At 53.7% G+C, this 25,066-nt stretch carries 21 protein-coding genes and 1 tRNA gene; 13 read left to right on the top strand and 9 right to left on the bottom strand.

Annotation, left to right across the window (positions count from 1 at the left end; genetic code table 11):
* Window positions 1-73 precede the first annotated feature (73 nt).
* Window positions 74-397 carry a hypothetical protein gene (locus tag ACPLPM_RS03645; protein ID WP_424358882.1) on the bottom strand — a complete coding sequence of 108 codons (324 nt, stop codon included), beginning with the start codon at window positions 395-397 and terminating at the stop codon, window positions 74-76.
* A 239-nt stretch (window positions 398-636) separates the two neighbouring features.
* Between ACPLPM_RS03645 and ACPLPM_RS03640 the strand changes: the two genes are divergently transcribed.
* Complete coding sequence (locus ACPLPM_RS03640) at window positions 637-1,515, top strand: hypothetical protein (RefSeq protein WP_424358881.1); 879 nt, start codon at window positions 637-639, stop codon at window positions 1,513-1,515.
* A 15-nt stretch (window positions 1,516-1,530) separates the two neighbouring features.
* Complete coding sequence (locus ACPLPM_RS03635) at window positions 1,531-2,355, top strand: hypothetical protein (protein WP_424358880.1); 825 nt, start codon at window positions 1,531-1,533, stop codon at window positions 2,353-2,355.
* A 40-nt stretch (window positions 2,356-2,395) separates the two neighbouring features.
* Here ACPLPM_RS03635 and ACPLPM_RS03630 read toward each other — a convergent pair whose 3' ends face one another.
* Entirely contained in the window at window positions 2,396-2,587 is a 192-nt protein-coding gene (locus ACPLPM_RS03630; RefSeq protein ID WP_424358879.1) for a hypothetical protein, read from the bottom strand.
* A gap of 289 nt (window positions 2,588-2,876) precedes the next feature.
* Between ACPLPM_RS03630 and ACPLPM_RS03625 the strand changes: the two genes are divergently transcribed.
* Together ACPLPM_RS03625 and ACPLPM_RS03620 are read left to right on the top strand one after the other, a co-directional pair.
* Window positions 2,877-5,768, top strand: coding sequence for a PAS domain S-box protein (locus ACPLPM_RS03625; protein ID WP_424358878.1), 2,892 nt, complete (start codon window positions 2,877-2,879; stop codon window positions 5,766-5,768).
* Window positions 5,769-6,118: 350 nt separating this feature from the next.
* Complete coding sequence (locus ACPLPM_RS03620) at window positions 6,119-7,456, top strand: GAF domain-containing protein (protein WP_424358877.1); 1,338 nt, start codon at window positions 6,119-6,121, stop codon at window positions 7,454-7,456.
* Between the two features lie 190 nt (window positions 7,457-7,646).
* Here the strand turns inward: ACPLPM_RS03620 and ACPLPM_RS03615 are convergent.
* The 3 genes from ACPLPM_RS03615 to acsA all read right to left on the bottom strand — a co-directional run bounded on the left by ACPLPM_RS03615 (window position 7,647) and on the right by acsA (window position 11,379).
* A tRNA-Glu gene (locus tag ACPLPM_RS03615) sits at window positions 7,647-7,721 on the bottom strand.
* Window positions 7,722-8,079: 358 nt separating this feature from the next.
* Window positions 8,080-8,937, bottom strand: coding sequence for an SAM-dependent methyltransferase (locus ACPLPM_RS03610; protein WP_424358876.1), 858 nt, complete (start codon window positions 8,935-8,937; stop codon window positions 8,080-8,082).
* Between the two features lie 654 nt (window positions 8,938-9,591).
* Window positions 9,592-11,379, bottom strand: a complete 1,788-nt coding sequence (acsA, locus tag ACPLPM_RS03605) for an acetate--CoA ligase (protein WP_424360026.1) — start codon at window positions 11,377-11,379, stop codon at window positions 9,592-9,594.
* A gap of 242 nt (window positions 11,380-11,621) precedes the next feature.
* On the opposite strand from acsA, the gene ACPLPM_RS03600 reads away from it, so the two are divergent.
* From ACPLPM_RS03600 to ACPLPM_RS03590, 3 genes are all read left to right on the top strand, one after another.
* Window positions 11,622-13,544, top strand: coding sequence for a threonine--tRNA ligase (locus ACPLPM_RS03600; RefSeq protein ID WP_424358875.1), 1,923 nt, complete (start codon window positions 11,622-11,624; stop codon window positions 13,542-13,544).
* Between the two features lie 556 nt (window positions 13,545-14,100).
* Window positions 14,101-14,634 carry a flavodoxin family protein gene (locus tag ACPLPM_RS03595; RefSeq protein ID WP_424358874.1) on the top strand — a complete coding sequence of 178 codons (534 nt, stop codon included), beginning with the start codon at window positions 14,101-14,103 and terminating at the stop codon, window positions 14,632-14,634.
* Between the two features lie 101 nt (window positions 14,635-14,735).
* Window positions 14,736-15,443 (top strand): hypothetical protein, encoded by a 708-nt coding sequence (locus tag ACPLPM_RS03590; protein ID WP_424358873.1) that lies wholly within the window; start codon window positions 14,736-14,738, stop codon window positions 15,441-15,443.
* 72 nt (window positions 15,444-15,515) lie between these two features.
* Here ACPLPM_RS03590 and ACPLPM_RS03585 read toward each other — a convergent pair whose 3' ends face one another.
* The 3 genes from ACPLPM_RS03585 to ACPLPM_RS03575 are packed head-to-tail and all read right to left on the bottom strand — an operon-like array spanning window position 15,516 to window position 18,564.
* Window positions 15,516-16,922, bottom strand: coding sequence for an RCC1 domain-containing protein (locus ACPLPM_RS03585; RefSeq protein WP_424358872.1), 1,407 nt, complete (start codon window positions 16,920-16,922; stop codon window positions 15,516-15,518).
* Window positions 16,923-16,933: 11 nt separating this feature from the next.
* The gene (locus tag ACPLPM_RS03580) at window positions 16,934-17,740 is read right to left on the bottom strand and encodes an ABC transporter permease subunit (RefSeq protein WP_424358871.1); all 807 of its coding nucleotides are present in this window, start codon (window positions 17,738-17,740) and stop codon (window positions 16,934-16,936) included.
* Entirely contained in the window at window positions 17,737-18,564 is an 828-nt protein-coding gene (locus ACPLPM_RS03575; protein ID WP_424358870.1) for an ABC transporter permease, read from the bottom strand. The genes ACPLPM_RS03580 and ACPLPM_RS03575 overlap by 4 nt, the downstream gene beginning before the upstream one ends.
* A gap of 724 nt (window positions 18,565-19,288) precedes the next feature.
* On the opposite strand from ACPLPM_RS03575, the gene ACPLPM_RS03570 reads away from it, so the two are divergent.
* On the top strand, window positions 19,289-19,660 hold the full coding sequence (locus tag ACPLPM_RS03570) for a putative transcriptional regulator (RefSeq protein WP_424358869.1): 372 nt from the start codon (window positions 19,289-19,291) through the stop codon (window positions 19,658-19,660).
* 5 nt (window positions 19,661-19,665) lie between these two features.
* Complete coding sequence (locus ACPLPM_RS03565) at window positions 19,666-20,088, top strand: archaellum operon transcriptional activator EarA family protein (protein WP_424358868.1); 423 nt, start codon at window positions 19,666-19,668, stop codon at window positions 20,086-20,088.
* Here the strand turns inward: ACPLPM_RS03565 and ACPLPM_RS03560 are convergent.
* Window positions 20,019-20,489 (bottom strand): DUF488 family protein, encoded by a 471-nt coding sequence (locus ACPLPM_RS03560; protein ID WP_424358867.1) that lies wholly within the window; start codon window positions 20,487-20,489, stop codon window positions 20,019-20,021. The two genes, ACPLPM_RS03565 and ACPLPM_RS03560, sit on opposite strands and share 70 nt — an antisense overlap.
* Window positions 20,490-20,561: 72 nt before the next feature.
* Here ACPLPM_RS03560 and ACPLPM_RS03555 point away from each other — a divergent pair, with 72 nt between their 5' ends.
* The 4 genes from ACPLPM_RS03555 (at window position 20,562) to ACPLPM_RS03540 (ending at window position 25,042) form a co-directional block, all read left to right on the top strand.
* Window positions 20,562-21,122: a flavodoxin family protein gene (locus tag ACPLPM_RS03555; protein ID WP_424358866.1), complete on the top strand. Its 561-nt coding sequence runs from the start codon at window positions 20,562-20,564 to the stop codon at window positions 21,120-21,122.
* A 416-nt stretch (window positions 21,123-21,538) separates the two neighbouring features.
* On the top strand, window positions 21,539-22,456 hold the full coding sequence (guaA, locus tag ACPLPM_RS03550) for a glutamine-hydrolyzing GMP synthase (protein WP_424358865.1): 918 nt from the start codon (window positions 21,539-21,541) through the stop codon (window positions 22,454-22,456).
* A 111-nt stretch (window positions 22,457-22,567) separates the two neighbouring features.
* On the top strand, window positions 22,568-23,755 hold the full coding sequence (locus ACPLPM_RS03545) for an acetylornithine transaminase (protein WP_424358864.1): 1,188 nt from the start codon (window positions 22,568-22,570) through the stop codon (window positions 23,753-23,755).
* Window positions 23,756-23,851: 96 nt separating this feature from the next.
* Window positions 23,852-25,042 carry an acetylornithine transaminase gene (locus tag ACPLPM_RS03540; RefSeq protein ID WP_424358863.1) on the top strand — a complete coding sequence of 397 codons (1,191 nt, stop codon included), beginning with the start codon at window positions 23,852-23,854 and terminating at the stop codon, window positions 25,040-25,042.
* Window positions 25,043-25,066 lie beyond the last annotated feature (24 nt).

The raw sequence follows: 25,066 nt of genomic DNA, 5'->3' as shown, positions 1-25,066 counted from the left end.
AAGTCGGGGGTGTTACACCCCGATGAATAAAATGGTCAGGGAATATTTAAAGTTTCTATCACAATACGTTAATTCAAGAGCCCGCAGGCTCTACGGCTGGCATCTTATCCGCCCCCGCCGCTTTCGTCCTGCGGAGCTTCCGGAAGCTGTCGATGAGGATAGAGCTGTCCCGGATAGCAGAGATCGACTTCCCGAGCAGGTTTTCATCGACACGGAGCAGCCCCTCGCCGGGTTCGCCCACGCTGATCGCCAGCTCCAGGTAGCCGAGGGCAATCTGGTTGAGGTTGAGCAGCTCATGCTCCAGCATATCACAGTAGAGATCGGAAGACAACTCAGCGCCCATCCCCGCGGGAAGGTTGATGGCGATAGCTCCGGCTACACGTTGCTTTGAGTTCATAGAATCACTCACCCGGCGTATTAGGCCTTGATTAATAGAAATGAGCGGGGGATATATAAGCGTTATATCATAATCTGTTAATTTAACCAGGCAGTATCTTATTGATTTAAATTAACGGATTGTGACATAAGCCCTATATATAATAAAAAAAATTTCTTAGCAGGCGATTGCCGGACCATGATTCTCTGGAGAAGCATTTTTGCCGGAAAGCCGGACCCGCGCGAGCGGGGGTGAATGAAGTGAAATATGATAAATTCGTGATAGGTATCGTTCTACTGATTATTGTCCTGACCATGATAGCCATTGCCGCCGTGTACAGCACCCCGGCGAACGGCGCAGACGCCAACGTTTCAGCTTCGGGCGTGCCCACTGTGCTCCCCACGGCTGAGCCGGCTGCGGCAACTCCCGTAGCCACGGATTCGCCGGTGCCTTATGCGACTGTGAGAACCGGCCCTAAGCCCGAAAAAATTACCTGGTTCGGCAGCGTGCAGGACAGCTTCGGCAAGCCTTTCGGCGGGGTAAACGTGACCCTCCGCCTGATGACGCCGGCGGGAGAAGCCTTCAACGTGACCAACGTCTCGGCCGAAGGCCTGCCCTACCCCGGCAGCTACTTCTTCTATAACGTCACCGTCAGCCCGGACATCACTTACGCGTACGCTGAGGCAAGCGTGGGGAATCTGGAGGATGACATAACCTACTATGGCAGGAGCAGCAATTACACGCTCGATAACGAGATGATGTCCAGTGGCTTCATAGTGCTGCACGTCCCGATGCCCGATCAGGTAAAAATTACCGTCGAGAGCACGAAGATCGCACCGGTAAATATCGCTTACGTCAGCGTGCCGGGTTCAGGTTTGCCTAACTCGACGCTCGTCACGGCCCAGCTATTCCTGAATGGCAAGCCGTACAAACGGTCCGGAGTGACGATCTCATTCTTCACCGATAAAGAGGACGTTGCGGCCCTGCCGGGCGTCCGGACCAACGTCACCGATATGACAGGCCGGGCATCCATCCTGCTGACCGGCAGCGGGGCAGGAAATGCCACCGTCACCGGCTACACGAGGATCGGCATCAGCCGGAACCTGAGCGACACCTGCCCGGTACAGGTTATCAATTAGAAGGAGGCGGATTAGATGAGCACTCAAATACCTCGACTAAAGACAGCCTTAGCCGTTACAGCGATCGTCCTGATCGTAGCGCTCGCCGGATGTACCAGTTCAACTGGCAGCGGCGACAGCAATGCCTCGGCGGCCAATGAGACGCAGCCCATGCCCACGGCGACAGTAACGGCGACTGCCCAGCCCGACATAGCCGGAACGCAAGGTAACGTCACCAGCTGGTTCGGTAGCGTGCAGGACAGCTTCGGCAGGCCGTTCGAGGATGTCTACATCACCCTGCACGTGATGACTCCGACCGGGGAAGCCTACAATATGACCACCCGATCATACGCTGGCATGCCCTACCCAGGCAGCTATGTGTTTGATAACATCGTGCTAACCCCGGGCGCCACGCACGCTTACGCAGTAGCGGTAGGAGACGTAGGCGATGGTGTCCAGTACTATGGCAGAACAGATAATATATCGCTGAACAAGAGCAGGATTTCCAGCGGCTTCATCGTGGTCCACGTTCCCATGCCCGACGCCATCAAGGCAACCCCGGAGCACGGTACGATCGGCGTGGCGGGCAGGTCGAGCTTACCCGGGTCGACCCTGATCACGGCGCAGCTGTACCTGAACGGCAAGCAGTACAGGAGGGCCGGGCAGCTGGTGAACTTCACGAGCGACAACAATGCAGTGGCAATGCTGCCGGAAGCCTTCGGGAACTCCACCGACAGAGAAGGCCGGGCGACTGCAGTACTGACCGGCGTCGGCCAGGGAAGCGCCAACGTGACGAGCTACCTGAAGATCGGCATCAGCCGGAACCTGAGCGACACCTGCGCCGTGCAGGTCGCCTGGTAAAAGCAGGAGCTATAGCCTGCCGGGGTTCTCCCCGGCTGGCTTAGCCAATCCGGGACCGGAAGTCGGCGGGGTTTGCATAGCTCTTCTTCAGTACGGCAGGCTTGTTGCCCAGGAACTCCGCCGCCCTTTTCACGGCGTAAGAGTGCATCTTCTTTTCCTGAGTCTTGTTGGCTGGCGCTCCATGCTCCCTGATCCACTCTTCCTTGGCGGCAGGCACGAGCAGGTGAGCCATCGCCGTGCGCAGGTCCTTGATCGTGTGGCCGGTGTCGTGCTTGAACTTGACGTAGACCGAGCGATAGGCGCTGACGAGAAGAGGATATCTGGTAGCCGGGTAGCAGTGCGAAATTGAAATAGTTTGAGGAATGAAATCGCAGTCACGATTCGCTGTTCATGTGAACAATCAGGGAACGTCTGGCCTGACAAGGTGATGTACAAGGCCCTTATTTTTGATAGGTAAGCAAATGATAAGATATTTATTGCTTGTTATGAAAATGGTTGACATCTTGAGCGGGGGGTTGAGTTTGGACTCTGTTACAGCAGCATACAATGATCGGGAAAGCTACGACGAAGGATGGATCTTAGAGCTTCAGAAGTATGCCTGGGTGCCGGTTGTGCTGTTTATCGTTGTTGTCGGAGCCCTGTACTGTTGCGATACTGGAGTTCTATACCAGGCCCAGGTGCTGCTGACCGCGCTGAACGTGTTATTTAACTCTTCTGTATCCTTACTCATCGTCTACCTGGCCACGCGCAGCTACCTGAAAACCGGCTCGCGGGCTGTTCTTTTGCTGGGCTGTGGCGCTCTGAGCTTCGCCGTCATCAACCTGCTGGCCGGGATTCTGGTGACAGACACGAACGACGCCCTGACAGTCTACAACACCGGCATCTGCCTGGCAGGGCTGTGCTTCATCGGCAGCGCAGTCTCGGCCATCATCCAGAAGCCAGACCAGACTGTATCAGCTAAAGCTCCGCAGTACATGGGCTTATCATATCTTATCGTACTAGTAGCCCTAAGCCTGCTGACACTGGGCACCATGGTAGATGTGACTCCTGCTTTCTTCACCCCGGAGCAAGGCTTCACCCTGTTACGCCAGGTCCTGATAGCGGCAGCAGTAGTCGAGTTCATAGTTGCCGCAGCGTGTTTCGGGTACCTTTATAGCCAGTCTCGCACCCCCTTTCTACTCCTGTACAGCCTCGGCTTACTGATGATCGGGGCAGGAGTCGGCGTCCTGATGATCTGCGGCAACATATGGACGCTGCTGGGCTGGATGGGAAGAGTAGGCCAGTACCTTGGCGCGCTATATATGCTCTTAGCAGTCGTGAGCCTGGCCGGAGGGGAGGACAGGCGCATACCGCTGAAGCAGGCCCTGCGTGTATCGGAGGAGAAGTACCGCAACATCGTCGATACTGCCAGCGAAGGCATCTTGATATGCGGTCTGGATGCCCGAACTACGTTTATCAACAAGAGAATGGGCCAAATGACAGGGTACAGCCCCGAAGAAATGATCGGAAAACCGCTATACGATTTTATGGATGAAGAGGCGGTCGCCCTCACGAAGCTTAACCTGGAGCGCCGGCGGCAGGGCATGAAAGACCGGTACGATCAAAAGCTGGTTCGAAAGGACGGGACAACCCTGTGGGTGCTCGTGAGCGCCTCTCCGCTTACGGACGAAAACCGCCAGGTTACTGCCGCTTTGCTGATGCTGACAGATATCACCGAGCGCAAGCTTGCCGAGGAGGCGCTGATCGGGAGCAAGGCCAAGCTGGAAGCAGTGTTTGAGAGCATGAGCGACGCGGTCTTCGTTTCTGACAGCAGGGGAAATTTCCTCGAGTTTAACCAGGCCTTCGCAGTCTTCCACAGGTTCGGGGACAAGGAAGAGTGCTACAAGACACTGGCCCAATATCCGGACTATATTGACGTTTACTTCGCAGACGGGAGCCTGGCGCCGCTCGACATGTGGGCGGTGCCGCGGGCGCTCAGGGGCGAAAGGGTTTCCAATGCCAGGTACATGCTCAGGAGGAAAGATACCGGGGAGTCGTGGTGGGGCAGCTACAGCTTCGGGCCGATACGGGACGCGGGTGGTAAAATTGTAGGCTCAGTCGTGGTAGCACGGGATATTACCGAGGTCCGGCAGGCAGAGGAAGAGAGGGAGCGCCTGCTGAAACAGCTGGAGGCCAAGACTTCGGAACTGGAAGACGTGAACGAAGAGCTCGAGGTGAAGAACGAAGAGCTTGCGGCCCAGACCGAAGAGATCGAGTGCGCGAACGAAGAGCTGCGCACCAACAACGAAGAGCTGCAGAGAGTAACCGAATCCATGCGGGAAGCTCAGGAGTACCTGGAGAGCCTGATCAACAACGCCAACGCGCCGATCATCGTCTGGGACCCTAAGTTCACCATCACCAGGTTCAACCGGGCTTTCGAGTGGCTTTCGGGCTATACTGCGAAAGAGGTGCTGGGCAGGGACCTGAGCATTCTCTTCCCCCTCGAAAGCAGAGACGAATCGCTGGGAAAGATCAAAAAGACGCTGGATGGCGAGCAGTGGGATTCCGTCGAGATACCTATCCTGCACAAGTCAGGAAACATTCGCATCGCTCTCTGGAACTCTGCGAACGTTTACAGTAGCGATCACTCCCTGCTGGCCACCATAGCGCAGGGCCAGGACATCACTGCCAGAAAGCAGGTGGAAAAGGCCCTGGAAGAGGAAAAAGCCCAGGCTGAGCTGTACCTGGACCTGATGGGCCACGACATCAGCAATCTACACCAGATCGCGCTGATGCAGCTGGAGCTGGCCGGGAACATCATGAACACCAGGGGGAAGCTGGAGGCAGGCGAGAAGGAGATCATCGATACATCGTACAAGACGCTGCTGAGGGCTGCCCGGCTGATCGATAACGTGCGGAAGCTGCAGAAGCTCAAACTGGGCGAGTACAGCCTCGAGATCGTGGACATGGCCAGAGTGCTCGAAGACGTCCTGAACGAGTACTCCAGTATACCCGGCAGGGATGTTAAGGTTAAGTTTGCTCAAAAGAGCAGGTGCCTGGTACGGGCTAATCCTCTGCTGAGGGACATTTTTAGCAACCTGATGGATAACTCGATCAAACATTCGAGAGACCCGCTGGAGATCGGCGTGGACATGGACAGGGTAGGCCAGAACGGCAGCACCTATTACCGCGTGGCGATCGAGGACAACGGGAACGGCATTCCCGACGATAAGAAAGGCGAGGTGTTTCAGCGGTTCAAGCGGGGCCACACGGTTGCAAAAGGCACGGGCCTGGGCCTGTACCTGGTCAAGAGCCTGGTCGAAGGCTTCGGCGGCCACGTGGAAGTCCAGAACAGGGTCCTGGGAGACCATACCAAAGGTACCCGGTTTATCATCTACATCCCCGCCGCGGCAGCGGGAGACACCGAAGAATAACCGGGCCGGCCATACTGGCTTCGCCCGGCCTGCTATTTTTTAAAGATGCGCCACTGCGGGTTGACGATTTTAAGCACCCGTCGTCTGCGGCGGATCTGCCCGTATCTGGCGGAGGAATCGTATTTGACATGGCCTTACCTACGATCTTCCCTGGAAATACTTGATAAAGCTATCGGTAATGCTGACAGCGAATGGCCTGATCCGCCGGGCGTGTCAGATATGGATCGGAGTCAGGTCCCGGGCCGCGTCTCACGGATGTGAAGAGGGCTTAAGCGAGAGTTCAAGCCTCTTCGTATACATATTGTTATATAATTGCACAAAAATAATTGTGTATAGTCGCAGGATATGCCATGCCTGAGAAAGGAAAATCATACGAAGAGCTCGAGAGAGAAAATGCCGACATGAGAAAGCAGATCCAGGTTCTGCAGAGCGAAGCACAGCGACACGTAATGTCCGAGGAGGAGCTGAAGCTGGATGAAGCACGCCTTGAAGCACTGCTGAGGCTCGGCCAGCTCAGGGACGCGTCCGAGCAGGACATCGCCAACTTCGCGCTGGAAGAGTGCATAAGGCTGACAGGAAGCGAAATCGGCTGGATGGGCGCGATGGACTACAAGAAAGGCGTAGTGAACCTGTACAACTACTCCAGCAAGACCATGGAAAAATGTAATGTCCTGGGTACACCGCACTCATACGTCCTGGAAGGAGGCGGCATCTGGGCAGAGCCGATCAGGCAGCGCAAGGCGATCATCATCAACGACTACGCGGCGCCTCACCCTGCGAAAAAGGGCTTTCCCGAAGGCCACCTCAGGCTAAAGAACTTCCTGGCCGTGCCGGTCTTCGACGATAACGCAGTGGTGGCCCTGGCAGAAGTCGCTAACAAGGATGGCGACTACAACCACTCCGACGCCAGGCAGCTCACCCTGCTGATGGACGGGGTCTGGCGGATCATCCTGCGCAAGAGGGCGGAAAAAGCGCAGCAGGAGGCGGCAAAACAGGCGGAGATGTACCTCGACCTCATGAGCCACGACATCAACAACCTCAACCAGCTGACGCTGGGATTTCTAGAGATGGCGCTGCAGGAGCTGAATAACGCGAGGCTTGGACAAGAAGGGAACAGGTACTTGATCGAGCGCCCGATCGAAACCCTCCGCAGCAGTGCCAGACTCATAGAGAACGTGAAAAAGCTGCAGAGCGCCAGAAAAGGCGGACTGAAGCCCCGGCTCTTCGATCTCGCCGAGGTGCTCCGGGAAGTCGTCGGAGAGTACACCATCGTCCCCGGCAGAGATATCGAGATCCACTACACCCGGGAGGAAGGCCTCTTAGTCCTGGCGAACGAGCTGATCAAGGACATCTTTTCCAACATAGTCGGGAACGCCGTCAAGCATTCTCCCCCGGACAGGCGCCTCGAGATCAACGTCAGGACTACCCGGGTGACAGAGCAGGGAAAACCATACATTGCAGTCATGGTAGAAGACAACGGCCCGGGCATCCCCGACGACAGAAAAGGACAGCTATTTCATTGCTCCTGCAACGGGCCTGAAAAGCGGTACAAAGGAGGGCTCGGACTGGAACTCGTCCAGACGCTGGTCAGGGACTTCGGAGGCCGGGTCTGGGTAGAAAACCGGGTAGCAGGCGAATATTCGAAAGGGTGCCGGTTTGTGGTCATGCTGCCTGAGGCCGGGGCTTAGGCTGAATGGGTAAGGCTAAACTACTGATCTATCTCATTTCATAATAGGTGTTAGGGGAACTTTTTCTAAAAAAGTTCCCCTCGTCACCCCTCAAAAACGTTCCTTTAAAATTGCCCTTCGGGCTTGCTTAAGTGTCGAGACCCAGGGGAACTTTTTTAGAAAGTTCCCCGGGAGCCCCTCAAAAATCTAGTGCTCCGGTCGGGATTCGAACCCGAGTCGTCGGCTCGAAAGGCCGACATGATTGGCCGGACTACACTACCGGAGCGTCTAAAAGTGCGAACCTAAAATATGTCTGCCAGTATTTATACCTTCCGTGTCTATACGCCATGTTGTCGCTCGTGAAAAATTTTGTATAAGTACCTGTACCGTTTACACGAAGTATAGTCATTCTAGAAATTTTTAGGGCAGACAGGTACCGTTTACACGAAGTACTCAAGGTACGCGAAGTACGCGAAGTTTTACTATAAGATCATTTTCAAGCATGCCATTTTTACCGTACTTTGAGTACTTCGCGTACCTCGCGTACTTCGTGTAAATGGTACGGGCACTCGTACAAAACGTTTCAATAATGACTGTACTTCGTGTAAACGGTACCTGACGTCTAAAATGGTTACAGGAGGGATCTACGATTTTCGCCTCGCAGAAGATTTACTCTTCTTCGCCGACGCTTTGCCCTTCTTCGCAGGAGCGACAACCGGCTCATTGCCGAGCATGGATCCGAACATCGGTATCCTCAGGTCTTCCGGGCCCTGGCCCACGGCTTTATCCCGGGCCATGCGGGCGACGATATAGATGTAGCCGACGTAGAACATGGCGTTCTTCGCGTAGTACACATCGATCTCTCTGGCCATGGCCTGCCTGAACTCCTCGGGGAAGCCGAAGTCCGGCTTCCTGATCAGCCGGCTCATGGACATGTAGTACCTGTCCCACGCCGACTGGGGCACCATGGAGAGGTGGACGATCTCGAAGCCGTGCTGCTCCAGCAGCCTGCGGTACCCGATCTCGTTCAGGAACCGGAAGGTGCCGTTCTCCTCGTAGACCTCCCTGATTTCGGGCGGCACGTCCTCCCTCAAATAGATCAAATCCGTCACCGCCAGGTACGAGCCGTCCTTGAGAAGCTCTGCACAGCGCCTGACTCCTTTTTCCCTGTCGACATAGGTGAGTGCTCCACCCTCGGCGACAATCAGATCGTACTGCCCGGTGCCGAAGTCCATTTTCGTGCCATCCCGGACCTCGAACTTCACGATCTCGCCGACGCCAGTATCCAGCGCTTTGTCGCTGGCGTAGGAAATCAGGCCCCGGTCGATGTCGAACCCCTCCACCCGGCACCCGAACTTCTGCGCTATCGCGCAGGAAGCCTCCCCTTTGCCGCAGGCGATCTCCAGCACTCTGGACTTGTCGGTGAGGCAGGCGATCAGGCCTGAGGTCAGGGTAAACGAGCGGCCGCCGGGGGCGAGGTAGTCGAAATCGTCGGTGATCATGATAGCTAGCCGGAGAATATCTGTATGGGGGCTTATATGATTATCGGTGCAGAGGTCGGAAAAAACTTCAAGAAGATAGTAGCTGCTTCTGTCGATAAAAACTATGAAGAAAAAGAGCTTCGAGACTTTTTCAGGTAGTTGAAGTTTCTGGTTATCACCCCCTTGTGAAAGCTACCTACCGCACAGTTTGGTCCCTCGCAACAGTCCAACGATTACGACTCTGTTTGTTTCCACAGTAATTTTCAGATTAGTGGCTGGCTAACACCTCCTTGAATCCTGTGTTCCACATGCGCCGTCAGCCCTGCCGGGGCCGGATCTGGTAGCAGGCAAACCCTGCGCTGGCCGAACTGACAGGTCCTTGATTAGCTTCAAAGCGTACTGCCCGACAGGTATCGTTACCGTGTCGCCGTACAATACATAATTATTTTTAATGATATATAATTTATAGTGCCGACAGGTAATGAAAATCCCGAAAGTTTCCGAAATTTGAGCTTCGAGTTTTTAGGTGAGGCAGGAATATAGCGAAAGCCGGAGAAAGGTGTCGAGAATTGCAGGGATGTTTGCCCCTGCAAGCCTCGTATTGGATGCGGATAATTGTCAAAGCGGGGAGGTGGAGGGGCACTGCCATGCCCCTCCCGAATTTCTGGCCCCGGATCACTCGTCGTCCAGCGTCGCCAGGTCGCCGAGCGGCAGCCCGAGTTCCTGGGCTTTCAGGACCCGGCGCATGATCTTGCCGCTGCGGGTCTTGGGCAGGCTGCTCTTGAACTCGATCTCCTTCGGGAAGGCGTGGGCTGCGAGCTTGGCCTTGACGAACTCGGAGATCTCCCTTTTTAGTTCTTCCGCGCCCTCGTACCCGGGCTTGAGGGCGATGAACGCCTTGATGATGTTGCCGTAGAGCGGGTCAGGCTTGCCGATGACGCCAGCTTCTGCGACGGCCGGGTGCTCCAGGAGAGCGCTTTCGACTTCGAAGGGCCCGACTCTCTCGCCCGACGTCTTGATGACGTCGTCGACCCGGCCCATGAACCAGAAGTACCCGTCGTTGTCCACGCAGGCGCTGTCTCCGGTGACGTACCAGCCCGGGATGCGGAAGTACTCTTTGAACTTCTCCTCGTTGTTCCAGATGCCCCGCATCATAGATGGCCACTCGGGCTTGATCACCAGGTTGCCCGGCACGCCGGGAGGGAGCATGTTGCCCTTATCGTCCACTACTGCCGCCTGGATGCCCGGGAACGGTTTCCCCATCGAGCCGATTTTCAGAGGCAGGTTATAGTAGTTGGCGATCATGTTGCAGCCCGTCTCGGTCATCCAGTAGTTCTCGTGGATGGGCAGGTCGTAGACCTTCATCCCCCACCGGATGACTTCCGGGTTCAGGGGCTCGCCCACGCTGGTGATGTACCGCAGGCTCTTCAGGTTGTACTTTTTGACGACGTCGTCGCCTGCCTTCATGAGCATGCGCAGCGCAGTGGGCGCGGTGTACCAGACGGTGACCTTGTGGCGCTCGATGACAGAGTACCACACGTCAGCGGTGAACCTGCCCGCGTAGACGACCTGGGAGGCTCCGCAGAGCCACGGCCCGAAGATGCCGTAGGAGGTGCCTGTCACCCAGCCTGGATCGGCGGTGCACCAGTAGACGTCGTCGTCTCTCAGGTCCTGCACCCATTTGGTGGTGATATAGTGGCCGATCATGGCGTTGTGGACGTGGACGACGCCCTTGGATTTGCCGGTCGTGCCGGAGGTGTAGTGCATGATGACCGGGTCTTCGAGGTGGCACCACTCCATCCGGAACTCTTCGGGAGCGTAGGTCATCTCCGCGTCGAAGTTCAGCTCCCCCTCGCCGTACTTGTAGCTCGCGTCGGCCTTGCAGACGATGACAGTCTGGAGCGACGGAACCTCGGCCTTGATCGGGTCGATCCCGAGGCGCTTCATGTCCGGGGTGGTGATGACCATCTTAGCCTCGCAGTCGTTCATGCGGTCCCGGACAGCCTCGGCCCTGAACCCGCCGAAGAGCGGCGCGAAGATTGCCCCGACCTTGGCGATGGCGATGGCACTGATGTAGAGCTCCGGAATGCGGGGCAGGTAGACGAACACGCGGTCCCCTTTCTGGACCCCGGCCTTGCGCAGGACGTTGCCGAACTTGTCGGTCAGGGCCTTCAGCTCGGAGAAGGTGTACTTCTCGTGCTCCCTGTTCGGGCCCTCCCAGTAAAGGGCGACCTTGTTCTTGCGCCAGGAGGCGGCGTGCCTGTCGATAGCCTCGTGGGCGATGTTGACCAGACCGGTGTAGTTCCAGTCAAAGTCCTTCTTCGCCTCGTCGAAGCACCAGCCGCTGCCGCAGGTCTTGTGGTAGTCCAGGTTGCACACGCCGAACTTTTCGACTACGTCGACAGAACCGACTCTGCGTACCTGCCAGTTCTTGCCGCTGATGCCTTTGGTTGAATTAAGCATTCCATTGCTCGTTGTGGCGGTCATTCAATGCCCTCGAATTGCTAATAAACAATCATGATAAATAAAGGTTTCTATTGTTAATGATTGGTAATTTTAATGTTTCTCTCTTGTGAAACAAATTCATGATCAGACTGTACTGCAGCCCCCACGTTTTCAACGGCTAAACCACCAATCGCCGCTATCTCTATACCCCAAATTATATAACCGAAAATCACATCAATGTTCTAACATTAGGTGAAAGAATGCAGTTACTACTCATCCACTCCGACTTCATCGAGTACGAGGTGAAAAAGAGCACACCCGTCGCCGAGAAGATCGAAGATGCGGTCAAGTCCGGGCGCATGGAGGAAGCTCTTACAGCTTTCGTAGCTGTCGAGAAGCCGGACGAGTCCAATCCGCAGTACGTCATCGAAAAAGGCGTCGAGGCCGTCATCAAAGTAACCGAGCAGGTCAAGACGACCAGGGTCATGCTTTACCCGTACGCTCACCTGAGCTCCAATCTTTCCTCGCCTAAAGTGGCGGTAGAAGTGCTGAAAGGCGTCGAGACCGCCCTGAAAGGCAAGGGCTTCGAAGTCGCCAGGGCACCGTTCGGCTGGTACAAGGCGTTCACCATCAAGTGCAAAGGCCACCCGCTGTCCGAGTTATCCAGGACCATCAGGCCGGAAGGAGTCGAGGCAGTCACAGTCACTCCGGCAGTTGCCGCAGAGAAGCCCGAAGTGGTCTCCGAGGCGGTCAAGGCAGAGGAGAAGCTCAAGAGCTACTTCTATATCTTAGACGTCGACGGGCAGCTGAAAGACCCGAAGACCTTCGACTACAAGGGCCACGACAAGCTCAGGGCGTTCGTGGACTACGAGATGGCCAAGAAGAGGGCCGTCGACAGAGAGCCGCCCCACGTGGAGCTCATGCGCCGGCTGGAGCTGGCGGACTACGAGCCGGGCAGCGATCCGGGCAACATGCGCTGGTATCCCAAGGGCAGGATGATGAAAAGCCTCCTGGAGAACTTCGTGCTCAACGAAGCCGCTAAGAAGGGCGCGATGGAAGTCGAGACGCCCATCATGTACGACATGGAGCACCCGACCCTCAAGAAGTACCTCGACCGGTTCCCGGCCAGGCAGTATACAGTCATCGCGGACAAGAAGAACCTGTTCCTCAGGTTTGCGGCCTGCTTCGGCCAGTTCCTGATGAACCACGACATGACCATCTCCTACAAGAACTTGCCTCTCAAGATGATCGAGCTGACCCGGTACTCCTTCAGGAAGGAACAGCGGGGCGAACTCGTCGGCCTCCGCAGGCTTCGTGCCTTCACCATGCCGGATATGCACACCCTGTGCACTGATATGGATGGGGCGATCAGAGAGTTCGGGGACCAGTACAACATGTGTATCGAGACCCTCGACACAGTCGGCATCGACCTCACGGATTACGAAGTCGCCATCCGGTTCACCAAGGAATTCTACACAAACAACAAGGCGTTCATAGAGAGCCTTGTCACCAGGGCCGGCAAGCCGGTCATCATCGAGATGTGGGAAGAGCGGTTCTTCTACTTCGTCCTCAAGTTCGAGTTCAACTACATCGACTCGCTGAGCAAGGCCAGCGCTTTATCTACGGTGCAGATCGACGTGGAGAACGCCGAGCGATACGACATCACCTACGTCAGCCAGAACGGCAACAGGCAGCGGCCCATCATCCTCCACTGCTCCCCGTCCGGCGCCATCGAGCGGTGCATCTACGGCCTGCTGGAGAAAGAGGCCATGGAAAGCGAGAAGGGCGCAGTTCCGATGCTGCCTGTCTGGCTCTCCCCGACCCAGGTCAGAATTGTCACTATCTCAGAAAAGCACGTACCCTTCGCCGAAGCGCTCGCTGATAAGATGGGTAATGTCCGGGTGGACGTCGACGATCGCGAGGAAACGGTCGGCAAGAAGATCAGGGACGCGGGCAAAGAGTGGATCCCCTACGTGGTCACCATCGGCGACGCCGAGATGAACAGCGATAAGCTGCCAGTGGTCGTCAGGGCCGAATCCCAGCAGAACAAGCCCGCCAAGGTGGAGATGACTCTCGAAGAGCTCGTGGAGCGCATCAACACCGAGACCGCGTGTCTCCCGAACAGGCCTCTGCCCGTCGCGAGAAGCCTTGCAAAGCGTCCGAAGTTCGTCGGCAGCATATAGATAGACAATACAGGGGCGTATACCCCTGTATGAGCTTTTTTAGTCGAGATAAGCTGAAATACGGCTTGCTATTGTCATCACTAATTTAATTTGGCAATATTTATAAATGTAAGCGTCCAATCTACTATTCAGACCTCCCGTGCCGCCGGCGATCGGGTACTGACCCCGGTTTCGGCGCTGCACGCCGGTCACGATTATCCAAACGTGCCGCAAAGAAAGGGCATGCATACAGGCAAACAAGCAAGTGACATGTGTGGGTTTGAGGAAGGATGGAACAGATCGGGGGCCGGCCGCTGCACGCACCGGCCCGGCGATCACCCGCTTAAAGAAAGGCAAACAAGTGTAGCAGTAGGCCTCTTCGAGTTTAAGAGTCGCGCAACGGCAGGAGACACAGCACCGTGGTGGGTATTGAGGCCCTGCCGCTTCGCGGCCAAAAAGTTAGGTCGTTCCACCAGCCTGGCAATGGCATCGCCTCGCCTGCTGATGTAAAAGGGATCTCCGCGCTCTTTTAAGGTTTTATTTTTATCTCCGGCCGGGAATCTCTAACTGTGGTTTTATGGCAGACAAGCCTTTCACGCTGGTAATTTTCACGTCCATGTCGGGACATACGGAAGCGCTGGCCCGGGCGATTGCCGAGGGCGCGGGGCAGCTGAGAAATACGACGGCGGAGGTGAAGAGGGCGAGAGACGTTACTCCCGACGACATAGGGCGGGCGTCGGCTCTGGCCTTCGGATCCCCGACGTACTTCAGCTACATGAGCGGCGAACTGAAGATGCTGTTCGACGAGTTTTTACCGTATAAGGAAAAGTTCCAGGGTAAGCCGGTGATCGCCTTCGCCACCGGAGATGGCGGGCAGCTGAAGTGTATCGAGAGTATCGAGGGTATCCTGGAATCCTTCGGCGTCGACATGGTCCACCGGTCGGACATCCTGACAGCCGGGCTCGCGGTGCAGGGCATGCCGGACCAGAAAGCGAAGAACCAGGCAGTGGAATCGGGTAAAAAGCTCGCCGACGCTGGTGTCTGCTTTGTATGCAGGAAGGCGACGGAAGAGCAGGGCGTCACGATAGGGGGAGAGAAGCCGAGCATGTGAGATAACCTTCACCACTGCATCGATCGCTCCTGACCCTATAGTTAGACGGTTCAGCAATAACCATTAGTACTCCGGTGACAGTGTATTGTTGGCGAGAGCATATGCCCGTGAGAGATGAGAGCTTACAGGAACATGACCATGCAATTGATCGTTCCCCGGACGGAAAATGCAGCCGGGCTTATACGATTGGCTACTGGTCTTCGCTGGCGGCAACTGTCTGCGGAATCGTCTATCTCCTGATCCTCGCCGGCGCCCTGATCTTTGGGCAATTCACATATCCCCCTTCTGAGACCGTTCAGACACTTGCGGGCGTTATAACCCTGATAGTATGCCCGATCATCGTGGTGATGATGGCCAGCCTGCATACGGTGACCGCTGCAGAAAAGAAGGCATTAAGCCTGAGCAGCCTGGCTTTTACAGTCTTGTTCGCCATGGCGGTCAGCATCAACCGGTTCACCCAGCTTGGTGTATTGCGCCAGAGGGCCGGTCTCGGCATCGCCGAAGGAATCGAGTGGTTCCTCCCCTATGGAAGCCATTCGATCATGCTGGGCTTGGAGATCATGGGCTGGGGATGGTTCCTGGGATTGGCGCTACTAATTGCAGCTTCCATCTTCTCCGGGGGAGCATTGCAAGCATGGCTGAGGTGGTCGATGGTACTGTACGGTGTCTTAGGTCTGATCAGCGCCATCGCCTTTTTAATGGCCAGCCCCCTGTCGGCAATCGGTTTTATCGCGTGGGGACCGATCTTATTTATCATTACTGGGCTGCTGGCGATCCACTTCAGGCAAGCCGGAGATCGGCTTCTATGATTGCCTATGATCACCCGGTCAGACAGCTCATGTTTCCAGTTATTATTACAGATCGCAAGTTTGCCTGATAGATCATTTCCTGACCACCAGGTACACAATGAGGCCTAAAAGGATAACCGTAAACAGTACCACGCCGATCATCAGGATCGAGTTTCCCCCGGGTAACGGCGAACTGCTGCCAGGTGTACTATTGGCCTGCTCTGAAGGAAACAGATCAGCCTGCTCAGTTGATACTGGCTGCTCTGAAATAGCAGGCGTCTCTTCAGTACTATTCATGGATTGCTGCGGTCCCTCATTGCCTGAATTAAATTTAAAGTCGAGCCTCGATACACCATTCTTATCGCACTTATAGATATTTCCCTCGCTATCGACCATATAGGAACCACTGATCAACACGATATTCTTGACAGGTATACGCCATGGCTTATTTCTATCCTCGATCGAACCATCGCCCAGCTGGCCGCCATAATTCGCACCCCAGGACCACACACTACCATCCCTGCAAAGAGCTACGGAGTGACCATTGCTCACGTCAATGGCTACCACATCAGACAACCCAGGAACCTGAATTGGTGTGGAGGTGATGACGTTATCCGGCGTGTTGGATTTGGAAGAGTTTATGCCAAGCGCCCCCCTCCAATCGCTACCCCAGGCCCAAACCGTACCATCGTTCTTTAATAAGAGCGCGTAGCCGTCGTCAATCGCCATGGATTTTACGTCAGTGATATCTGGAACGATCTGAGGCAACCGTGCAATTCCAGCTTTGTTGCCATCGTTGACCGGAAAAACAGAACTAGCACTGCCCCATGCCCAGACGGTGCCATCATTCTTCACAGCGAATGCATTCTTGTAGCCTGCCGCGATGCTCTTCACATCACCCAAGCCTTCGACCTGGACTGGAGATATTGCATATTCCCCGATGGGCACAGCGCCGTTTCCAAGTTGCCCGAAATTGTTATAGCCCCAGGCCCAAACCGTACCATCATCCTTTAAAGCCAGTGCAAAGCCCTGAGGAGACGAGGCTATGGCAATGACGTTCGATAACCCTGGTATCGGTTCAGGTTTCCAGCGATAATCTGAAGTAGAATATGTAACTTGAAAACCTCTGCCGAGCTGGCCGGCAATATTGCTGCCCCATGACCATACAGTACCATCATTCGCTAATGCGAAGGATGCAAAGAGTCCAGTGGATACTTCTCTAATATCTGACAAGCTGTTTACCATTTTGGGCGAAGAAAAGTCAGAGTTATCTTCGCTGATTTCCTGTCCACATTCTCCGCAACTATTAGACCCCCAGGCCCATACGGTACCGTTCGAGAGCAATACGAGTTCATGGAGATCGCTTGCGCAAATCGAAGATGCGTTTTCAGTGAAAGCAGCCGTACACTCTAATATACTAACATTAAAAAACCCGAACAAAAGTAACAGGAAACACACACATAATTTCCAGTTTGTTTTAAGAAATTTATTCAAACCCATACCTCTAAAAATCATTCATCATCTTTAGTAAATACCCATGTGGAGATCAACATCACAAGTAGTATCTCCGCGATCATCAGGACGATGAGGGGAAGTGAGCCATTAAGCCAGGTTCCGAATGAGGATACTGTCTCAAATATTGATGCCTGGCCATCTGCTTCAAGTATTGTAATGTATAATTGTTTTGGTATAACATAGCGTACGATACCTTGTAGTGATTCTGGAGGAATAAAGTACCATTCAAGGCCAATAAAGGCGCCCGCAAACAATAAAACAGAAAGGAATTTTTTAAAAACAACACCCAGTAAGATAGAAATGCTCAGAGTCAGTTCGCAACTTAAAAACAGGACAAAGACATACGAGGATATTCTTAATATCAAGTCCTCAGTAGAATATGGGGCACGGTACAGCAGTATTTGTGTTGATACACAAAGCAGTATCAAAGAGAGTATTATTAATAATAGCAGGAAAGATAAACCAATAAATTTTCCTACCAAAACATCTCTACGGTAAAGCGGTTTAGTAATCAGTACCCTCAAAGTCCCGTATGCACGATCTTCGGTAGTTATAGATAACCCAATGAACATTGAAAGAATGGATAATAATACCGATGTTTCAAAAAGCGGGTTGCTCATACCAACTGAGAAAAAATGATCATTGCCATCGTCAACATGTATGTCTATTTCCGGGATCATAATTGCGTTTGCGGCCGCATTGAGAATAATAATAATCGCGATTAAACCGATAATGCAAAGAACCAGATGCTCTCGAAGCATATCCAGCATCTGCGATTTCGCGATTAGTATAATAGTTCTCATACAATGTCCCTCCGGATAAACGAACTATAACATAGAAACAGTAGTATAACTATAAATAGAATAATTTTTACAATATCTCCATAACAAGATAATAAAACGCTTTCCTGGCTAACAGAAGGATCAAATAATCCATTTAAAATCAAAGTATATAGTGTTGAAGATGGTGAGAGATGGCTGAGATAGTAATAGAGATCATTACTACCAAGAATTGTGGCGATATTAGCTGCAAAACTGACGGAAGGCTCGATCACATCTAAAAAGATAAACAGAACCATTGTAGAAAGTAGCCCTACCCCTGTCCTCGTAATTAATATTGATAGTAGGATAGATAGGGACATATAAAACAGAGCATCAAGAAATACTACTGAGAAAACTAGCGGTAATCGAACAAGAAAATCCGATAACACACTACCAACTAATTCGCCGCCCAGTATAACTATAACTGCAGTATATATAGCGACTGCGAACGATAAAATAATCGTGAGAAATAAACAACACGTTAATATTTTTCCGTTTATAATTGTATCACGATATACGGGTTTAGTAACTAAAGTGTTCATTGCCTTGCCAATTTTTTCATTAGACATTGAGAAAAATCCGATTAATACTGCGATAATACTCCCATACGACATAATTGCATACGATAGCTGATATAATAAAATTTGTAAAACATCTTCTCTTGAAGTTGATGAAATAATTAATTCGTTAGAATAAATTGATGTAAAAATAACAAAACAAATAAATAAAAATATAACTACAACTACACTGCGGTTACCAATTAATTCAGAGAAATCTTTCCCCACAATCGGAAATAGGTTATACATACAAACACCAAAAAATAAAAAAATATTTAAATATTAATGTGTGTAGTCATATCACTTGTTACTTTATTATTACCCATGTAGGTATGATTCCTTACTACGTCTATACCTTTATACCACATTTGCCAAGACACGCCTTGGCCATAACTATCCATGTAATTTAAGGTGGGGGTCGCTGCAGTCGTATACTTGTTATTATTATATTTAATGTAAGTTACTGCACTTTGGCTGGGCGCGTACGAGCAGTAGTGGTGCTTGAAATCATACCATGTAAGATAGTCCCCAGTGTTTATGGATACAGACTGATAGCCATATGTGGAAATCCAATCGGCAGTATTATCCGCCTTAAGACGAGATTGCGCATCATATATTGACACATCGCTCGCAAGCGCAGGTGCCACCATTGCGATCATCAGACCGCACAATACCAAAGGTATCATATACTTATGTTTCATACTTTCTATCCTCCTATTTGGAGCTCATGGGCATGTCGATTTATGCGAATGATTGCATGCCCATGAGAAATGAATAACCCCTTATTATATAAACCCTCGAAACCTACAATAGTAGGTAAAGTTGTAAAAAATCCAAATAAATACTTCAGTTATCGACTTTTAGTTAATATATAAATATCCAGGTTAACTATAATTAACCGAATGTGACAGAGCCCTTATATAATAATACCTCTTTACTCCGTTAGGTGGTATTCACGGAGAGAAAACTGAAAATGGACCAAATTATGTCGGCGATTATCAAGAGCATGGTCCGCTTCAAAGTCCTCGTCTTCCTCGCCAGCCACCCGAAAGATGAATTCAACGCCATGGAAATCGCACAGAGAATACGATCGTCGTACGAGAATGTGATAGGTGCGCTGAGAGGATACGGGAAAAGATACAACAAGGCGCTCTCCCTGGTCAGCCTCGGCCTTGCAACGCAAACAGAAAAAGAACCGGGGATAAGCTTCTACCGGATTACACCCGCGGGCATAGAGTTCGCCGAGAGAGTAAGACGTGACAGCCTCGACAACACAGTAAAGCTATCGTTTGTCTGCATCGAGGAAAACGGAAACAGCGTCATCAGAGCCAGGGTAGAGTGGTAACTCATATGGACGAAGACACCAGGCTCTGGCGTGCAATAGAATCGCTTTCGAGAAGCGATAGCCGCCTGAATGTCCTCATTTTCCTGAACGGGAACAGCCAGTCTGCATTCACCAGAACGTCCCTGAGCAAACAATCAGGCATCAGCTATCCGCAGGTATATGGAGCCCTGGACGGTAACCGAACTGATTACCGGACAGACATATCGCTGGCCAGCCTTGGGATGGTAAGCGTCCTGGGTGCCGAAAGAAAAATTACATATCAGATCACGTCTTTCGGCCGTCAAGTGGCTCAAATAGCCATCCAGTATGAGACACGTAAAAAGGCTGGAATGAAAGGGAACCTGATAGAATTCTGGATTCACAGGCGCAAGTCGCAGTATGTGAGCCCGTACTTAGAGGCGAGCACCGAGGCAAGTACTGATCGGTGACAGCTGTCCGGGTCTGCCTCGTAGCACATGAGCGCAGTTTTGCTTTTAGTGATAAGGCCATGCAACGTCTCAAGCTCTGCCTCTTTCCGGACGATATGCTGGCGGTAGCTTTCGTTGATCTCCAGATCAGACAGATCATTCTTCCTGAACACGTTGCCCACCGATGGCATCGATACGTATTTGATCTCGTATTCGTAAAAGCGGCTGAGCTCCGGCAACTTTTCCTCCAGCGTTGCTTTCCGGTAGTCCGGCACCTGGGACCACGGCGCCTCCCTGACGTCTACGAGGCAACGTACGCCGTTATCTTTGAGCAGTAGAAACAGGTCTTCCAGGCTCAGGCGCTCGTAGCCCACGGTGTAGAAATCTGGCTCGCTGCCGAGAACTCCAAGTTTAGATTGCACCTGCCGTTTCTTCTCAGTCGTGGGGACCACAGCCTTTTATATCTCCGGCGGTAAAATCATCCTGGGGTATATATGAGAGTACTGGTGGCTGTTTACTCGAAAACGTTCAATACGCTGAAGCTGGCTAACGCAATCAAAGAGTCGACAGGGGCCGATCTCACCAGGATCGAGGACAGGAAAGCTCACGGCTTCATCTTCAGCGGACTGCTGGCCATGCTGCGGTGGAAGACCGCCATCAAGCCGTGCAGGACAGACCTGAAAGACTACGACATGCTAATTCTCTGCTGCCCTTCGTGGGCGAGGATGCCCCCCGGAGCCGTCAACCGGTACATGGCCGACCTGAAAAATGTCGAGGGCAAGAAGCTGGCCGTGGCAGTGACCATGGGCAGCACCGGCGGCGATCAGGTAACCGGCCGCATTCGCAAGGTGCTCGAAAAGAAAGGTATGAGGTACATCGACAATCTGGTCCTACGTATGGATGACGTGCAGAAGGGCGCGTATTTCCAGAGCGCCGGGCAGTTCGCTGCCAGAGTAAAGTCGAAGGCTGCGATGCCGTACGTCGTCGAGGAGACGAAGCAGAAGGTCGGGCGGGTGATGAGAATACTGAATGCCCTGATCAAGATCGTGAAGTGAAAGGTTGTCTCTGTGCTCGTGAACGTACACGAACGCTGCGCTGTGCCAGGATCACAGATTACGACAGATTTAACAGATTACACAGACGCTAATCGATTAGAAAGTAAACGATTGTAGTACTATCCTTTTTATTCAATAGCCATCTGTGTAATCCGTGCAATCTGTCGTAATCTGTGATCTGGCACAGCGCAGCGTTCGGATTGCTATCACACGCCACATAAGCAATCAGAAACGTACAGCGCAGCGTTGTATTGTTCTTGCACCGTTTTGCACAATCACAATATTCTTAGATGGTCTTACGGCCGGGCGCCATGCCCTGTTTTTAAAGTGCGTCGCAGGCCTTAGCGCCTCTGCCCGCACGCAGATACCTTTAAATACTGAACGTCCTAATTTCAGCAATCAAACGGAGCATAATCATGGTGGACGCGAACGCATTTATCGATGAGGCCATCGCGAGCATAAAATCTCAGGTAGGAAACGGCAAGGCGCTGATAGCGCTGTCCGGCGGAGTAGACAGCTCCGTGTGCGCCATCTTAGCGCACCGGGCGCTGGGCGACCGCCTGATTCCGGTGTACGTGGACACCGGGCTGATGAGGAAGGGAGAGACCGACCGCATCAGGGAGATCTTCAAGTTCATGAACCCGCACGTGGCAGACGCCAGTGACAGGTTCTTCGCTGCCCTCAAGGGTGTCACTGACCCCGAGGCCAAGAGAAAGATTGTGGGCGAGATGTTCATCAGAGTGTTCGAAGACGTCGTCAAAGGCCTCGAGGTGGACTACCTCATCCAGGGTACCATCTACCCCGACCGGATCGAGTCGGAGGGAGGCATCAAGTCCCATCACAACGTAGGCGGGCTGCCCTCGGTCACCGATTTCAAGGGTATTATCGAGCCGCTGCAGGACCTGTACAAGGACGAAGTCAGGGACGTGGCCAGGGCGCTGCCGCTGCCCGAGGAGATCTCGGAGCGCATGCCTTTCCCCGGCCCGGGCCTGTCCGTCAGGGTCATCGGCGAAGTGACGAAGGAGAAAGTTGCCGTCGTCAGGGAAGCTAACGCAATCGTCGAGCAGGAGCTCGTACACCAGTATAAGCCCTGGCAGTGCCTGGCCGCGTTACTGGAGAAGGGCACCGGCGTCAAGGGCGACAACCGCTGCCACGGCTGGATCATCGCCGTAAGAGCGGTGGAATCGAGAGACGCCATGACAGCTAATCACATGGAATTACCATGGGAGACGCTTAATAAGATCTCATCCAGAATTACGTCCGAGATCCCCTCGGTGGCCAGAGTGGTGTACGATATTACACCCAAGCCGCCCGCGACTATAGAGTTTGAGTAAGTAGAGAGGAGAATGATAGCCGGAACGCTGCACTGTGCCTATAGACATTGGCATGGAACAGCGTTCGCACTTCACTATTATCAATTCACATAGTAAAAGAGTGAACCGACAATGAGTAATAAGATACTTGGCAGGGCTTCCGGGGAGGAAGCCGTCTCGAAAGACTCTAAATATGTCTTCCAGACCTACGGGCGCCAGCCCATTGTGATCACCAGGGGCCAGGGTGCCCTTGTGTGGGACGCGGACGGCCGCGAATACATCGACTGTGTCGCAGGCATCGCGGTCAACAATGTGGGCCACTGCCACCCGCGCGTAGTCGCCTCCATCAAGGAGCAGGTGGAGCGGCTGATACACACTTCTAACCTGTATTACAATGACCTGCAGCCGGCACTCGCCGAAAAACTGGCGAAGCTGTCGGGCATGGACAAAGTCTTCTTCGCCAACTCGGGCACCGAATCCATCGAGGCAGCCCTGAAGCTCGCCCGAAAGGAAACCGGCAACAGAGGTTTCATTGCAGCCGAGCACTGCTTCCACGGCAGGACCATGGGCGCTTTAAGCATTACCCACAAGGACAAGTACAGGAAGCCTTTCGAGCCCCTTGTCCCCGGCGCCAAGTTCGTCCCCTACGGAGATGCAGACGCTATCAAGGATACGATGGACTCCGATACCGCAGCTGTCATCCTCGAGCCCGTGCAGGGCGAGGGCGGAGTCAACATCCCCAACAAGGACTATCTGAAGGAAGTCAAGAAGATCTGCGACAGGGCAGGAGTTGTCCTCATCTTCGACGAGGTCCAGACCGGCATGGGCAGGACCGGCAAGTGGTTCGGCAAGGACCACTTCGACGTGCAGCCCGACATTATGTGCGTGGCCAAGGGTATCGCAGGCGGCTTCCCCATGGGCGTCATGATGGCGACCGACGAGATGGCTAAGGCGTTCGGTAAAGGCGATCATGCCTCCACCTTCGGCGGCAGTCCCCTGGCCTGCGCTGCAGCGCTGGGCACCATCCAGGCCATGGAAGAGGAGCACCTAATCGAGCGCTCCGTGGAGATGGGAGAGTACATGCGCAAACAACTCACCGCTCACTGCAAGCAGGACTTCGTCGATCACGTCAGAGGCCTCGGCCTCATGATCGGCGTCCAGCTCAAGAAGGACGGAAACTCCCTCGTCGCGCCGGCCCGCGAGAAGGGCGTACTCATCAACGTGGCATCTGACACTGTTATCAGAATGGTGCCGCCGTTCGTGATCACGAAGGAACAGGTCGACCGGGTTGCCAGAGTCGTCGGTGAACTGACGCTTTAAGCGTCAGCTCCTGACACCTCTCCCGGTACCTATTTTTGCACTGACTTCTAAACCCCGTCGAAACCCGGCGGTTATTATCTAACAATGTGAATATAAATGACAGATTTACACTCTACGAGCAGGCCCTCTGCCGACGAAGCGATGAAGAAAGACGCCGAATGTGTTTTCCAGCTCTGGGCACGACAGCCCGTCGTCCTGAAAAAAGGACGGGGCGCCCGGGTGTGGGACGTCGACGGAAAGGAGTACATCGACTGCGTGGCAGGAATTGCGGTCAACAACCTCGGGCACTGCCATCCTAAAGTAGTAGCGGCCATCCAGGAGCAGGCAGCAACGCTGATGCACACGTCGAACCTGTATTACACTGACTTACAGCCCGCCCTGGCGGAGAAGCTGACGCAGATCTCGGGCATGGACAGGGCCTTCTTCGCCAACTCCGGCGCCGAAGTGATGGAAGCTGCGCTGAAGCTGGCCAGGAAGGCGACGGGTAAGAAGGGCTTCATAGCGGCCGAGCACTGCTTCCACGGCAGGACCATGGGCGCGTTAAGTATTACGCACAAAGAAAAGTACAGAAAGCCTTTCGAGCCCCTCGTGGCCGGAGCCAGCTTCGTGCCCTACGGGGATGCAGAATCGCTGGGCAAGGAGATCACGGCAGATACTGCCGCCGTGGTACTCGAGCCTGTGCAGGGCGAGGGCGGCGTCCATGTGCCTCCTCTCGAGTACCTGCGGGAAGTCCGGGAGATCTGCGACAGGACAGGCACGCTGCTGATCTTCGACGAGATTCAGACGTGTATGGGCAGGACCGGCAAGTGGTTTGGCAAGGACCACTCGGGAGTGCAGCCCGACATTATGTGTATCGCCAAGGGCATCGCAGGCGGCTTCCCCATGAGCGCTCTGGTGGCAACGGAGAGCGTCGCCACGAAGTTTGCGAAAGGCGACCACTCCACGACCTTCGGCGGCAACCCCCTCGCGTGCGCTGCCGCTCTGGCCACGATACAGGCCATGGAGGAAGAGCACCTGGTAGAGCGTTCTGCGGAGATGGGCGAGTACATGCGCGGGCAGTTGCGGGATCATTGCAGGCAGGACTTCGTGTCCGAAGTGCGGGGCCTCGGCCTCATGATCGGCGTCCAGCTCAAGAGAGACGGAAACGCTCTGGTGGACAAGGCCAGGGAAAAGGGCGTGCTGATCAACTGCACGGCCGATACAGTGCTCCGTCTGGTGCCTCCCTTCGTGATCACGAAGGACGAAGTCGATCGGGTGGTCGAAGTAGTCGGTCAGCTCCGCTACTAGACACCCCTCTTTTTATTTTACTTT

Source organism: Methanocella sp. MCL-LM (assembly GCF_049676595.1).
Lineage (GTDB): Archaea > Halobacteriota > Methanocellia > Methanocellales > Methanocellaceae > Methanocella_A.
This window is presented reverse-complemented; position numbering and strand designations above follow the sequence as displayed.